14 protein-coding genes are annotated in these 14,016 nt (G+C 61.7%); 4 read left to right on the top strand and 10 right to left on the bottom strand.

The genetic code is table 11. The annotated features are described in order from the left end of the window. Positions 1 to 49: 49 nt before the first annotated feature. From ACVCAM_RS03425 to ACVCAM_RS03410, 4 genes are all read right to left on the bottom strand, one after another. A complete protein-coding gene (locus tag ACVCAM_RS03425) occupies positions 50 to 1,291 on the bottom strand; it encodes an LVIVD repeat-containing protein (RefSeq protein WP_023293050.1) in 1,242 nt (413 codons plus the stop codon). An 83-nt stretch (positions 1,292 to 1,374) separates the two neighbouring features. Continuing rightward, on the bottom strand, positions 1,375 to 2,439 hold the full coding sequence (locus ACVCAM_RS03420; RefSeq protein WP_023343571.1) for a sugar ABC transporter substrate-binding protein: 1,065 nt from the start codon (positions 2,437 to 2,439) through the stop codon (positions 1,375 to 1,377). A gap of 19 nt (positions 2,440 to 2,458) precedes the next feature. Beyond that, positions 2,459 to 3,454 (bottom strand): ABC transporter permease, encoded by a 996-nt coding sequence (locus ACVCAM_RS03415; RefSeq protein ID WP_032674348.1) that lies wholly within the window; start codon positions 3,452 to 3,454, stop codon positions 2,459 to 2,461. Then, positions 3,451 to 4,953, bottom strand: coding sequence for a sugar ABC transporter ATP-binding protein (locus tag ACVCAM_RS03410; protein WP_407223163.1), 1,503 nt, complete (start codon positions 4,951 to 4,953; stop codon positions 3,451 to 3,453). The genes ACVCAM_RS03415 and ACVCAM_RS03410 overlap by 4 nt, the downstream gene beginning before the upstream one ends. 159 nt (positions 4,954 to 5,112) lie before the next feature. On the opposite strand from ACVCAM_RS03410, the gene ACVCAM_RS03405 reads away from it, so the two are divergent. The 4 genes from ACVCAM_RS03405 to ACVCAM_RS03390 all read left to right on the top strand — a co-directional run bounded on the left by ACVCAM_RS03405 (position 5,113) and on the right by ACVCAM_RS03390 (position 7,867). Continuing rightward, positions 5,113 to 6,201 carry an oxidoreductase gene (locus tag ACVCAM_RS03405; protein ID WP_128301586.1) on the top strand — a complete coding sequence of 363 codons (1,089 nt, stop codon included), beginning with the start codon at positions 5,113 to 5,115 and terminating at the stop codon, positions 6,199 to 6,201. A 57-nt stretch (positions 6,202 to 6,258) separates the two neighbouring features. Continuing rightward, entirely contained in the window at positions 6,259 to 7,002 is a 744-nt protein-coding gene (locus tag ACVCAM_RS03400; protein ID WP_008500999.1) for an SDR family NAD(P)-dependent oxidoreductase, read from the top strand. Positions 7,003 to 7,185: 183 nt separating this feature from the next. Then, positions 7,186 to 7,482, top strand: coding sequence for a type II toxin-antitoxin system RelE family toxin (locus tag ACVCAM_RS03395; protein ID WP_023326881.1), 297 nt, complete (start codon positions 7,186 to 7,188; stop codon positions 7,480 to 7,482). Next, positions 7,463 to 7,867 carry a helix-turn-helix domain-containing protein gene (locus ACVCAM_RS03390; protein ID WP_008500997.1) on the top strand — a complete coding sequence of 135 codons (405 nt, stop codon included), beginning with the start codon at positions 7,463 to 7,465 and terminating at the stop codon, positions 7,865 to 7,867. The genes ACVCAM_RS03395 and ACVCAM_RS03390 overlap by 20 nt, the downstream gene beginning before the upstream one ends. Here ACVCAM_RS03390 and ACVCAM_RS03385 read toward each other — a convergent pair. The 6 genes from ACVCAM_RS03385 to entE form a co-directional block, all read right to left on the bottom strand. Then, positions 7,864 to 8,061, bottom strand: coding sequence for a YbdD/YjiX family protein (locus tag ACVCAM_RS03385; RefSeq protein ID WP_006809671.1), 198 nt, complete (start codon positions 8,059 to 8,061; stop codon positions 7,864 to 7,866). The two genes, ACVCAM_RS03390 and ACVCAM_RS03385, sit on opposite strands and share 4 nt — an antisense overlap. Before the next feature lie 59 nt (positions 8,062 to 8,120). Further along, positions 8,121 to 10,226 carry a pyruvate/proton symporter CstA gene (gene cstA / locus ACVCAM_RS03380; RefSeq protein ID WP_055322159.1) on the bottom strand — a complete coding sequence of 702 codons (2,106 nt, stop codon included), beginning with the start codon at positions 10,224 to 10,226 and terminating at the stop codon, positions 8,121 to 8,123. Positions 10,227 to 10,371: 145 nt separating this feature from the next. Further along, positions 10,372 to 10,785 (bottom strand): proofreading thioesterase EntH, encoded by a 414-nt coding sequence (gene entH / locus ACVCAM_RS03375; protein ID WP_008500995.1) that lies wholly within the window; start codon positions 10,783 to 10,785, stop codon positions 10,372 to 10,374. Beyond that, on the bottom strand, positions 10,786 to 11,538 hold the full coding sequence (entA, locus tag ACVCAM_RS03370) for a 2,3-dihydro-2,3-dihydroxybenzoate dehydrogenase EntA (protein ID WP_021242609.1): 753 nt from the start codon (positions 11,536 to 11,538) through the stop codon (positions 10,786 to 10,788). Beyond that, on the bottom strand, positions 11,538 to 12,392 hold the full coding sequence (locus ACVCAM_RS03365; RefSeq protein ID WP_407223162.1) for an isochorismatase family protein: 855 nt from the start codon (positions 12,390 to 12,392) through the stop codon (positions 11,538 to 11,540). Before ACVCAM_RS03365 ends, entA begins: the two co-directional genes overlap by 1 nt. A 10-nt stretch (positions 12,393 to 12,402) precedes the next feature. Next, the gene (entE, locus tag ACVCAM_RS03360; RefSeq protein ID WP_069597972.1) at positions 12,403 to 14,013 is read right to left on the bottom strand and encodes a (2,3-dihydroxybenzoyl)adenylate synthase EntE; all 1,611 of its coding nucleotides are present in this window, start codon (positions 14,011 to 14,013) and stop codon (positions 12,403 to 12,405) included. Positions 14,014 to 14,016 lie beyond the last annotated feature (3 nt).

Genomic DNA, 14,016 nt, shown 5'->3' with positions numbered 1-14,016 from the left:
GGGTGCAAAATGTAGGCCGGGTAAGGCGAAGCCGCCACCCGGCAAAAACTCACCCCAGATACTCAATCACCGACAGCCCGCCGTTATAGTCCGTGCTGTAGATAATTCCCTGCGCATCCACAAACACGTCACACGACTGGATCACCTGCGGGCGATTCGGGCGGGTATCCATCATTTTCGCCGGCGCGGCGGGCACCAGCGCCCCCGTTTCAACCGGCCGATACGGATTGGAGATGTCATACGCGCGCACGCCCGCATTCTGATAGGTGGCAAAAATCAGCGTCGAGCTGACAAAGCTCCCCGGCCGGTTCTCGTGCAGGTTGTGCGGGCCGAAATGCGCCCCTTTCGCCACGTAGTCGATTTCATCCGGCTGCGGGAAGGTAGAGATGCTGACCGGGTTCGACGGCTCGCGGATATCAAACAGCCAGATCAGCTTCTCGCCGTCTTCCTGGTTATCGAGCACCGCTTCGTCCAGCACCACCAGCAGATCGCGGTCCGGCAGCGGCAGCGCGGTGTGCGTGCCGCCGCCAAACGGCGGACTCCAGTTGCGGTGGCTAATGAGCTTAGGCTGGGTGCGATCCTTCACGTCCAGCAGCGTCAGGCCGCCGTCGCGCCAGCTGCCGTACGCGGTATCGCCGGCAATAATCGCATGGTGGAGCGCGTAGCGTTTCCCTTCCGGCCAGTTAGGCTTCTCCCCTTCTGCCTGGTTCATCCCCGGCAGCCACCAGCGCCCTGCCACCTCAGGCTTACGCGGGTCGGCCAGGTCAATCGTCAGAAAGATGTAGTCGGTAAAGCCGTCAATAAGCGCCGACACGTACGCCCAGCGGCCACCGACGTACCAGATGCGGTGAATGCCAATGCCGCTCAGCGGCAGAAAGCCGATTTCGCGCGGCGCGTCCGGCGTGGAGATATCAAAAACGCGAAGGCCAGCGCTCCAGCCTTTGTCCTGCACGTCGCTGACGGTCTCGCCCACCTGCCGGGTGTAGTAGACCTTCTCGTCGGCAAAACGCGCATCGGCAAACAGATCCCGGGCGTTGATGACCAGCAGGAGATCGTCATGCGCCTGGAGGTGCACGTTCCAGGTGCCGGGCGGCGCGGGAACATAGCCCGCGGGTTTCGGGTTTTTCGGGTCGCGCACGTCCACTATCGAAAAGCCCTGCGACACCATATGGCCGATCCAGGCGAAACCGCGGTGCACCATCAGCTGCACGCCGTCCGGGCGACCGCCCTGATCGCTATGGCCAATCAGCCGCATATTGCGGCTGTATTCGGGAGGGGGTAAATGAGTCACCTTGAGCTCCTTTCGCCGGGTGGCGGCTGCGCCTTACCCGGCCTACCAAACCGTAGGCCCGGTAAGCGCAGCGCCACCGGGCATTATTTTGACCTGGCTTCCAGCGTCGCAAACCACGGCGCAATGAAATCTTCCGTCTGGCCCCAGCCCGGAATGATTTTCCCCAGCGACGCCACGTTCACCGCGCCCGGCTGGGCGGTCAGCAGCGTCTGCGGAATCGCGGCCGCCTTAAAATCGTAGGTCGCAGGCGTGGCTTCCCCGGCAATCTTATTGGCGATCAGGCGCACGTTGGTCGCCCCAATCAGCTTCGGATCCACCGCCACGCTCACCTTCCACGGGCTGCCCGGCTCGCGCATCAGCTGCAGATCCTGGTTGGAGATGTCGATGCTGTAGAGTTTGATCTCGGTACGGCCGTTCTCCTTCAGCGCCTTATACGCCCCCTGGCTGAAGGCGTCCCAGGTTCCCCAGATGGCGTCGATTTTGCCTTTCGGGTATTTCGCGAGGATCGCGCCCACCTTGTTGGCGGTGTCGCCCTGCACGTCAGAGGAGACCGCGCCGATAGACTCCAGCTCTTTGATGTCCGGGTACTGTTTTTGCAACTCTTTATACGCCGCCTGACGACGTTCCATCGGCGGGAAGCCCGCTACCCACAGCTTGACGATATTGGCCTTGCCGTTGAAATCTTTCGCCAGCTGGCCGAAGGAGAGATTCGTCAGAGAGGCATCGTCCTGTTGGGTAACGGTCACGCCCGGGATCTCGCCGTTGACGGCGGTATCAAACACGGCAACCTTAATTCCGGCGTCCACCGCCTTCTTCACCAGCGCGGTGGAGTACGGATCGCGGCCCTGAGACAGGATAATCCCGTCGTACTTCTGGCTGATGGCCTGGTTCACGAAGTCCTGGAATTTGGCGTCGTCCCCGTTGCTTAAAAAGGTGCTGACCTTAAAGCCAAGCTTCTTCCCTTCCTGAATGGCCCCGGCAATAAACTGCGTGGTGTTGTCGTCTGAGCCGAGGTTACGGATCACCGCGATGCGGATCGGGCCGTCATGGTTGGCAATGGCCGCCGGGAGCGGTGCGGGCGTGGCCGCGAAGCCAGGCAGAGCGGTGAATAACCCTAATGCCACCAAAGAGAGTGCAATCTTTTTCATTTTTTATCCCGTTGTGTTGTCAGCGTTTTTGTATGTAGGTAATCGCCAGCGCTACCGCGAGCACCAGCCCTTTTATAATGTCCATGGCGTAATACGGCACGGAGAGCATCACCAGCCCGTTCGACAGCACGCCGAGAATCACCGCCCCCACCAGCGTGCCCAGGGCATTCGGCTTGCCGGACCCGGCCAGCGAGAAGCCGATCCACGCCGCCGCCACAGCATCCATCAGATAACCGCCGCCCGCGTTCACCTGCGACGAGCCAATGCGCGAGGCCAGCAAAATCCCGCCCAGGCCCGCCAGTAGGGAGGCAATCACGTAGGCCGCCACCTTGTAGCGGGTGGTGCGAATCCCCGAGAGGCGCGCCGCTTCCGGGTTACCGCCAATGGCGTACATCCGACGACCGTGAGTGGTGAGCGACAGCCCCAGCTGCGCCAGAACCGTCACCACCAGCATGACGATCACGATAGTCGGTACCTGTCCCAGCAGGCTGAACGTCGCAGGGATGGTGCCTTCCGCCATGTCGCCGCTCGGCAGCACCATGTTCTCGGTAATCGACCCGCCGTAGCTGTAGGTCATCGCCACGCCCTGGATCACAAACAGGCTGGCCAGCGTCGCGAGCATGTCCGGAATGCGCAGGATGACGATCAGAAAGGCGTTAAACAGCCCCACCAGCGTGCAGAGCGCAAGGGTGATAAGAATCGACTCGGTGGTGCCGAAGCCGTGCCAGACGAAAAGCGAAATCACCAGCGCGTTCGCCAGCGACGCGGTCGATCCTACGGACAGATCGAACCCGCCAATGGTCAGCGAGATCGACACGCCGATGGCAATCACCGTCACGATGGCAATCGAACGCAGAATATTGATGATATTGTTCGGATCGAGGAAGCTGTCCGACGCCAGGCCAAAGACGGCCACCAGCGCGACGACGGTCAGCAACATGCCCCACTTGTAGAGAAAATCGAAAATCTGCCGACGGCCAGACGCCGTCGCGTTTACTGAAAGGGCCTTGCTCACGACGCCGTTCCTCCGGTTGAATAATAAAGTAGTGTCTCTTCACGGGCCTCGGCCCCGGCGATTTCCGCCACGATGCGCCCGTCCCACAGGACGCAGATGCGGTCGCACAGCCCGACCAGTTCGGCAAATTCGCCCGAGGCGTAAATCACCCCTTTGCCCTCGCGCGCCAGGCCGTCAATCAGCTGGAACAGATCGGTTTTGGCCTTCACGTCCACGCCTTTGGTCGGCTCGTCGAAGATCAGCACGCTCGCGTCATTGCGCAGCCATTTGCCGATGGCGATCTTCTGCTGATTGCCGCCGGAGAGACGTCGCAAAACCTGCCCGGGACCGCGGGCGCGAACGCCGACGCGGGCGATCACCTCCTCCGCCCAGCGCCACGCCTGACGATGGCCGAACAGGCTCCAGCGCGAGAAGCTGTTATCGGCGCACACGGCAAGATTCATGGTCACCGTCTCGTCGATAAAAATGCCCTCTTTGCGCCGCTCTTCCGGCACCAGCGCCAGGCCGCGCAGCACCGAGTCCGCCGGGTCGCGCGGTTTCCAGTCCTGATGGTTCAGCTCGCCGTTCGCGACGCGGCTTTTACTGGCGCCAAACAGCGCCTTACAGAGTTCGGTTTTGCCCGCGCCCGCCAGCCCCGCAATGCCGAGAATTTCGCCCTTGCGCAGGTGCAGCGAGATATCTTTCAGCAGCGCATCGTCGTGCAGCCCTTCAACCCGCAGCAGCGTTTCGTCGCCGTGCGCCGGCCGCGCGGGCGGGTAGATATCGCTGAGCACGTGGCCGAGCATCTTCTCGACGATCGCTTCACCGCTGAGATCGGCCATCGGGCCGGACTCGATCAGCTTGCCGTCGCGCAGTACCGTCAGGGTGTCGCAGATGGCCTTCAGCTCGTGAATGCGGTGGGAGATAAACACCACGCCGATGCCCTGCTGCTTTAGACGTCTCACCACCGCAAACAGGCGCTCGCTCTCGTGCGCGTCCAGCGGCGCGGTGGGCTCATCAAGGATCAAAAACCGGCAGTGATGGGACAGGGCGCGCGCGAGCAAAATCTGCTGCTTTTCGGCAAGCGTGCAGCTGTCGATGGAGCGGAGAACGTCCAGAGAAACATCCAGCTGCGCCAGCGCCTGTCTCGCCTGCTGGCGGACGGCGCGCCAGCTGAAGCGATGCCCCGGCTGCGCCAGCTGGTCGAGCATGATGTTTTCGGCGATGCTTAATCCCGGGATCAGCGCCACATCCACCTCCTGCTGCACGAGGTGGATCCCCAGCCGTTTGGCGTCCAGCGGCTCGCGGATGCTTACCGGCTGGTTATTAATGCAGATTTCGCCTTCATAGTGGTCGTGCGTCCCGCACAGCACCGCCATCAGCGTCGATTTCCCCGCGCCGTTGGCGCCGGTCAGCGCATGTACCGATCCGCCGGTTAAGGTGAAATTCACGCGCGACAGCGCCTGAAAGCCGGAAAAGGCCAGGCTGATACCGCGCATCTCAAGGCGACTGGAAACCATCCGCGTAAATCCTTCATAACTCTTCTGATTTATCGAATTTTTCACAGCTCCGGTTGACTGACAACGACGGAAAAGGCATAAGTTAAAGCGAAATATTATTAGCCATCCGGATGTCCAGACATAACATCGGGTTAGCGCTTGCTAAAAAAGGACAACACCATGAGCAACACCGATATCCGCGTCGTGCCTGGCCCGGCGAACTACTTCTCCCATTCCGGAAGCCTTGCGCGTCTGAATGACTTCTTTACCCCGGAGCAGCTTTCCCGCGCGGTGTGGATTTACGGCGAGCGCGCTATCGACGGCGCGCGCCCGTTCCTGCCGGAGAGCTTTCACGCGCCGGGAGCGAAACACCTGCTTTTTAAAGGCCACTGCAGCGAGCGCGACGTCACCCATCTGGTGGACGAATCCGGCAGTGACGCCAGCGTGGTGATTGGCGTCGGCGGCGGTGCGGTACAGGATGCCGTCAAGGCCGTAGCGCGTCGTCTGGGGGTGCCGTTCGTGGGCATTCCCACCATTGCCGCCACCTGCGCGGCGTGGACGCCACTCTCCGTCTGGTACAACGATGCTGGTCAGGCGCTGCAGTTTGAGATCTTCGATGACGCCAACTTCCTGGTGCTGGTGGAGCCGCAGATCATTCTCAACGCCCCGGCCGAATACCTGCTGGCGGGTATCGGCGATACGCTGGCGAAGTGGTACGAAGCGGTGGTGTTGGCACCTGAGCCGGAGAACCTGCCGCTGACCGTGCGGCTTGGCCTTAACGGCGCGCTGGCGATCCGCGACGTGCTGCTGGAGCACAGTGAGGAAGCGCTGGCCGACCAGCAGCGCGGCGAACAGACGCAGGCGTTCCGGGACGTGGTGGACGCGATTATCGCCGGCGGCGGGATGGTCGGCGGTCTGGGCGAGCGCTATACCCGCGTGGCGGCGGCGCATGCGGTGCACAACGGCCTAACCGTGCTGCCGCAGACGGAAAAATACCTGCACGGCACCAAGGTGGCCTACGGCATTCTGGTCCAGAGCGCCCTGCTCGGCCAGGACGACGTGCTGGCGCAGCTGGTGGCGGCGTACCGGCGCTTTAACCTGCCGACCACGCTTCGCGCGCTGGACGTCGATATTCACAACCGCGACGAGCTGGATAAGGTGATAGCTCACACCCTGCGTCCGGTGGAGTCAATTCACTCTCTGCCGGTGACGTTAACGCCTGACGTTCTGCGCGCCGCGTTTGAGAAGGTGGAATCCTTCAGCCGTTAATCGCGCCGACAGGCTATACCTAATGATGATTCTCACCACTCTCGTCACGAGGTCATCATGCAGATCGATTTAACAGGTAAAAAGGCGCTGGTTACCGGCGCCAGCCGTGGATTGGGTCGGGCTATCGCGCTGTCGCTGGCACGCGCCGGTGCCGATGTGGTTATTACGTATGAAAAATCCGCCGATAAAGCCCAGGCGGTCGCCGATGAAATTAAGGCGCTTGGGCGGCACGGCGAAGCGATTCAGGCCGACAGCGCCAGCGCGCAGGCGATTCAGGATGCCGTCACCCATGCGGCGCGTTCCCTCGGCGGGCTGGACATTCTGGTCAACAACGCAGGGATTGCGCGCGGCGGCCCGCTGGAGTCCATGACGCTGGCGGACATTGACGCCCTGATCAACGTCAACATTCGTGGCGTGGTGATCGCCATTCAGGAAGCGCTGGTGCACATGTCCGACGGCGGGCGCATCATCAACATCGGCAGCTGTCTGGCGAACCGCGTGGCGATGCCGGGCATTGCCGTTTACTCGATGACCAAGTCTGCCCTTAACTCCCTCACTCGCGGCCTGGCGCGCGATCTGGGCCCGCGCGGCATAACCGTTAACCTGGTACATCCCGGACCGACCAACAGCGATATGAACCCGGAAGACGGCGAACAGGCGGAAGCCCAGCGCCAGATGATTGCGGTCGGCCACTACGGCCAGCCGGAAGATATCGCGGCGGCGGTCACCTTCCTCGCCAGCCCGGCGGCCGGGCAGATCTCCGGCACAGGGCTGGATGTCGACGGCGGGTTGAACGCCTGATCGCAAATTTCCTGAAAGCCTCTGCCGCCCGGCAGAGGCCTTGTCGAGCCGCCTCGATGTTTCGCTTTTTACCGCTTACTTCCGTTTTATGTCCGCTCTACAGTACCCCATAAGAAATTCGGAATTTATCTAATAGTCTTATTATTTCCTTATAATTTGTGTGGGCGTACAGTGGAGGTACGGATGAAGATTGTCTGGTCTAATGGTGCAAAAAAGGCTTTTTCCAGAATTGACGAGCGGTATCAACGCCGCATTGAGGTAAAGCTTGCCGAACTGGATGACCGCTCGGCACCCCGGCCCGATATCAAAAAAATATCGGCGACAGAAAATCATTTCCGGCTACGCGTTGGCGATTACCGCATCATCTATACGCTTCGGGACGATCCCGATAACCATTGTTATGTTTTAGCCGTCAAGCGCAGAACTTCAACGACTTACCTGCATGAGGAGAAAGCCACCTATGGCTGTTCAGCTAATTAAGGACGATAACGGTAAAACGCAGTATGTGGTTATTCCTTATCACGAATACTTCCGCATGTGCTCACAGATGGCAGAGATCGACGACGAAACCGATGACGATCTGGAGGATATTGAGGTCGAACACGATAGTCTGGATGACGTGGAGTTGCCCGGAGACGTGTGCAGCATCATGACCTGGCAGAACGTCAGCCTGCAGGCCGCGTGGCGTATCCTGCGCGGGCTATCCCAGCAGGAGGTGGCGGAGAAACTGGGCATCAGCCAGTCCGCCGTGTCACAGCTGGAAGCGCTGGACTCCCGTCCGCAAAAGCGCACCCGCGAAAAGCTGGCGGCGATCTACGGCTGTAAGCAGGAGCAGATCAGCCTCTATCTCCCGAAAGAGGGTTAACAGCACTTCGCCCCGCCCTTGCCGCCGTAGCGGGCGTCCTGGCGGTCGCGGAAAAATTCTTCGTAGGTCATGGGCGTCTGGTCCGGATGGTTGACGCGCATATGCTCGACGTAGTTGTCGTAGTCCGGCACGCCAATCATCATTTTGGCGGCCTGGCCCAGGTACTTACCGGCTTTGGAAAGGGTGTCGAACATAGTTCTGATCTCACAGCGAATGTAGGCCGGGTAAGCGCTAGCGCCACCCGGCACACGGGTTAATGCGCCCCTTTGGCCTGGGTCACAATCTCTTCCAGGTTTTCAGGCATTGGCTCATACGGCGTCTCTTTCGCCGTTGGCGCGTCGACTTTCAACGCCGCCAGCGCGGTCCTGAGAGAATACAACGCCAGCACCACGACCACCACCATAAAGAAGATGGTCAGCCCGGCGTCCAGACGGTTGTTAAACACCAGCTGCGACAGCTGCGATTCGGTGTACTGTGCCGGGATCTTGCCGCTGTCGATCATCGCCTGGAACTTGTTGGCAATCGCCAGGAAGCCCACCTTGTTGTCCGGACTGAAGGCCTTCTGCCAGCCCGCCGTCAGGGTACAGATCAGCAGCCACGCGGTCGGCACCAGCGCCACCCACGCATAGCGCTGGCGCTTCATCTTGAACAGCACCACCGCGCAGAGCATCAGCGCCATGCCCGCCAGCATCTGGTTGGCGATGCCGAACAGCGGCCACAGGGTGTTGATCCCGCCCAGCGGATCGACCACGCCCTGATGCAGGAAGTAGCCCCACGCCAGCACGCACAGCGCCGTCGCCAGCAGGTTAGCCGGGAGCGAATCGGTCCGCTTCAGGTTCGGGGAGATGACGCCCAACAGATCCTGCAGCATAAAGCGCGCCGCACGGGTTCCCGCATCCACCGCCGTCAGGATAAACAGCGCCTCGAACAGAATGGCGAAGTGATACCAGAACGAGACATCCATCAGCCCGCCCAGCGCGCCGTGGAGAATATACGCCATGCCGACCGCCAGCGTCGGCGCCCCGCCCGCGCGGGAGATAATGGACTGCTCGCCCACCTCATTAGCGATATGCGTCAGCGTTTCCGGGGTAATGGCAAAGCCCCAGCCGCTCACCACCTGCGCGGCGGAAGCCACCACGTCAACAGTGCCGGCCGGGGCCAGCACCGCCATCGGGCTGTTCATCGCGAAATACACGCCCGGGTCGATAATACAGGCGGATACCAGCGCCATAATCGCCACGAAGGACTCCATCAGCATGCCGCCGTAGCCAATCAGGCAGGCCTGATTTTCATTCGCGAGCATCTTCGGCGTCGTCCCGGAGGCGATCAGCGCGTGGAAGCCCGACACCGCACCGCAGGCGATGGTAATAAACAGGAACGGGAACAGATTGCCGGTCCAGACCGGGCCGGTACCGTCGATAAATTTGGTTAACGCCGGCATGGTCAGCGTTGGGCGCATAATCAGAATACCGATTGCCAGCCCGACAATGGTGCCGATCTTCAGGAAGGTAGAGAGGTAGTCACGCGGGGCCAGCAGCAGCCATACCGGCAGCACCGCCGCCACAAAGCCGTAGCCCACCAGCATCCAGGTCAGCTGTACGCCGGTAAAGTCGAAGAACGGGGCCCAGGTCGGGCTTTCCGCCACCCAGCCGCCGGAGATAATGGCGAACACCAGGAATACCAGGCCAATCACCGACACTTCACCAATGCGGCCCGGACGCAGGTAGCGGATGTAGATCCCCATGAACAGCGCCAGCGGAATGGTAAAGGCAACGGTATAGGTTCCCCACGGGCTGTGGGTCAGCGCTTTCACCACAATCATCGCCAGCACCGCGAGGATAATCACCATGATCATAAAGGTCGCCACCAGCGCAATCACCCCGGCAGTGGCCCCCATCTCCTCTTTCACAAGCTCACCCAGCGAACGTCCGTCGCGGCGGGTGGAGACGAACAGCACCATAAAGTCCTGCACCGCCCCCGCCAGCACCACCCCGGCGAGGATCCAGATCATCCCCGGCAGGTAGCCCATTTGCGCCGCCAGCACCGGCCCCACCAGCGGGCCTGCCCCGGCAATCGCCGCAAAATGGTGACCGAATAGCACTTTCTTGTCGGTTGGCACATAGTCCAGACCGTCGTTATGGCGGACGGCAGGCGTCATGCGCGTTGCATCAACGCCCAGGACGTTCTTGGCGATATAGCGGCCATAAAAACGATAGGCGATCAGGTAAACGCAGACCGAGGCAACGACGATCCAGAGCGCGTTGATCTGCTCCCCCCGGTTGAGGGCGATATAGCCCAGGGCAAAAGCTCCCACAACGGAGAGCCCTGCCCATGTAAGGTATTTCCCTGAGTTGTTCATAGTTGTTGTCCGTTGTCGTGAAACAGTGAGATGTTACATTTTGTTTCTAGAACAACCGGAAAAATTTAACAACTTTGAAACGCAATAATGCGTGGTCAAACCAGAGATTTACACCACAGTGTTAAGCCGATCACTTTGATCTGAGTTAGCCCAGCACCATCGTGCTTAACCGGCAGGTACAGCACCGCCGCCCCTGCTCGTCGAAGACCCCAATCTCCCAGCTCTGGCTCGAACGCCCAAGATGCAGCGGCTGACACACGCCGCGAACCTTGCCGTGGGATACCGCCCGATGATGCGTGGCGTTCAGCTCCGTGCCCACCACGCTCTGCCCGTCGCGGGTCATCAGAAATCCGGCCATTGAGCCGAGCGTTTCCGCCAGCGCCGCCGACGCCCCGCCGTGCAGCAGGCCAAACGGCTGATGGGTACGCGCATCCACCGGCATCTCCGCTTCCAGGGCGTCATCCCCGAGGCGGGTATAGACGATACCCAGGTTCGCCACCAGGGTATTCACGCTGGTGGCGTTCAGCTCCTCAAGCGATAAATGACGTTTCCAGATCATTTACGCCCCCAGCGTGGAGCCGCCGTCCACCACGATATCCTGCAGGGTGATGTGGCTGGCGGCATCGGAGGCAAGGAACAGCACGGTCGCAGCTATCTCCTGCGGGCGGGCGATTTTGCCCAGCGGAATGCCGAGCTTAAACTGCTCGCCGAAGCCGCGAATGCGCTGCTGCTCCGCATCGTCGCTTTTCCACAGGGTGCGCTGCATATCGGTGTCCGTTGAGCCCGGCGACACCAGGTTACAGCGTACGCCGCTGCCCGCCAGCTCCAGCCCGACGGTCAGGGCCAGGCTTTTCAGCGCCGCTTTCGATGCGCCGTAGGCGCTCATGCCGATGCGCGGCGCGTGCGCAGCGTCGGACGCCACGGTAACAATCGCCCCGCCCTGCTGACGGCGGAACTGGCCCATGGTCTGCTGGAACAGATTGAACGCGCCGCCGACGTTGACCGCGAAGGTCTGCTGCCAGTCCTCCTGCGAGAGCTGGTCCGTCGCCCCCATGCGCAGAATGCCCGCCGCGTTGACCAGCACGTCAAGGCGGTCGAGCGATGCCAGCACGCGCCCGCACACCTCCTGCACCTGCCCGGCATCCGCCACGTCCAGCGTTTCGGTGGCAAACGGATAGTCATTCTGCGGGAAGGCCAGATCGAACCCGGTCACCTGCGCGCCGGCTTCGGCAAACGCCAGTGCGGTCGCGTAGCCAATCCCCTTCCCCGCGCCCGTGACCCAGACGGTTTTGCCGGTGAAATCAAACACCATCACTTCACCCCGCGGGAGAGCAGCGCCCACCAGGCGTCGAGGGTCGGATTTTTGGCCAGCATCACGAAATCGATATCGCCGTGTACTTTGCGCCAGCGGGCGGCCAGCGCCATCATGCGCACTGAATCCAGGCCGTAGTCGATCAGGTTTTCGTCATCCATCGGCTCGTCGGACTCGTCCAGCAGCGGCAGGATCAGCTCGCGCAGCGCGGCCTTCGAGGCCGGAACGGACGGCAGCAGCTCGTCGGTCATCACCACGCGGCCCGAGCGTCCTGCCACGTAGTTCAGCGACATCAGGTGCTCGTCGCGGGTGAAGTCCGCCAGCGCATCGGCAATAAAGAACGGCTTGATGTCGCGCATAAAGGCATCTGTAGCGGTGGTCATGCAGCCGATGTGGGCGTAAACGCCGGTAATCAGCAGCTGGTTGCGGCCGGTCTCTTTCAGCATCTGCTCCAGCGGCGAGCGGTGAAACGCGCTGTAGCGCCACTTCACCAGCACCGTGTCCGCTTCGTCCGGCGCCAGCTCGGCAACGATGCGCTGCTGCTCCGGCGAGCGGGTGAGGCCCGGCCCCCACATGTCGTTCAGGAGGGCGCGGTCTTCATCGCTCTGCTCTTTCGGCTGCGCGGTGTAGTACACCGGGATATTGTGTTCTTTGCAGTACGCGCGCAGTTTAGCGATGTTCGCGACTACCTGCTGCATCATCGCGCTGTTTTCGCCCCAGAAGTTCAGGAAATACTCCTGCATATCGTGGATCAGCAGCGCGGCGCGCTCCGGTTCAAACGCCCAGTTCACCTTGCTGGTCGGCAACTCTGCGGCGGTCGGCAGCGCGTAAGCGGTTAATTTTGGAATGGCCATACTCTTTTCCTCAGCCCCGGGCGCGTTCAGCAAGCCACAGGCGCAACTGTTTCTTATCGACTTTGCCGACCGGCGTCAGCGGAAGCGCATCCACGCTCTCTACGCGATCCGGCAGCTTGAATTCGGCGACGCCCTGCTCGCGCAGGAAGCGGCGCACCTCCACCGCGCGCAGGGGCTGTTTCACCACCAGATACGCGCAGCTCTTCTCGCCCAGCAGGCTGTCCTCCATGCTCACCAGCGCGGCGTGGATCACCGCTTCGTGGCGCAGCAGCAGGTTTTCGATCTCTTCGGCGGCAATCTTTTCGCCGCCGCGGTTGATCTGATCTTTCTCGCGCCCCTGCACGGTGATGTAGCCCTGCTCGTCAATGGCGATCAGATCCCCGGAGCAGTAAAAGCCGTCGGCGTCGAAGGCGCTGGCGTTGTGTTCCGGGCTGTTGAAATAGCCGCGGAAGGTGTACGGGCCGCGCGTCATCAGGCGTCCGACCTCCCCACGCGGCAGCGGGTTGCCGTGCTCGTCCGCCACCCACACTTCGTCGTCCGGGCACATCGGGCGGCCCTGGGTGTTGATGATGCGTTCCGGGGCATCGTCGAGCGCGGTGTAGTTCACCAGCCCTTCCGCCATGCCGAAGACCTGCTGAAGCTGGCAGCCAATTTCAGCCGGAATGCGCGCCGCGAGCGTGGCGGAGAGGCGTGCGCCCCCCACCTGGAGCAGCTTGAGGGATTTCAGCTGCGCGCTGTCCGCGCCGTCGGCAATCGCCTGCAGCCACAGGCTGACGGCAGGCGGCACCAGCGAGGTGACGTTAATCTGATGCTGTTCAATCAGCGGGAAGCAGAGCGTGGCGCTCGGATCGTTCGCCAGCACCACGCAGCCGCCCGCGGTAAAAACGCCTAACGACCCCGGCGAGCTCATGGCGTAGTTATGCGCCGCGGGCAGCGCGTTCAGGTAACGCGTTTCGGCGGTAATGCCGCAGATCTCGTTGCTGCGACGAATGCTGTAGTCATAGTCGTTGTGCGTTCGCGGGATCAGCTTCGGCGTGCCGGTGCTGCCGCCGGAGAGCTGGAAAAACGCCACCTCGTCGGCGGGCGTCGGGTTGGCAATAAAATTGTCCGCCGGGCGGGTAATCGCCGCCTCCAGCGCATGCTCGCCCCCGTCACCGCGAAGCAGGACGACGCGTACCGAACGGTGTTCACCCACGAAAGCGTTGAGGAAGTCATCGCCCGCAAACAGCGCGTGGTCGCGATCGGCGATCAGCACGGCGGGTTTGATCTGCGCCGCGTAGGCGTTCAGCTCGCTGCGCTGATGGCTAAAGAGCGCGTTCACCGGCGCGACGCCGATTTGCAGCAGCGCGAAGAAGGTCATGTAGAACTCGGCCACGTTGCCAAGCTGCACCAGCGCCGTCTCGCCGCGCTGCAATCCTCGCGCCTGAAGGGCTGAGGCCAGGTTGTTTACGGCCTGATTCAGCGCGCGGTAGGTAATACGGCGATCGCCATCGATAATCGCCACCGCATCGCTGTCCGCCCGATCCGTCAGGATGTGGGTCAACGGCAGATCCTGCCAGTAGCCTTTTTCACGGTAGCGGCGGGCAAAATCCTCAGGCCAGCGGGTAAAGGGAATGGTCATGAG

This window comes from Enterobacter sp. CFEC122 (genome assembly GCF_052983755.1).
Note: the sequence above shows the minus strand (reverse complement) of the source record. Positions and strands in the feature narration are given on the sequence as shown.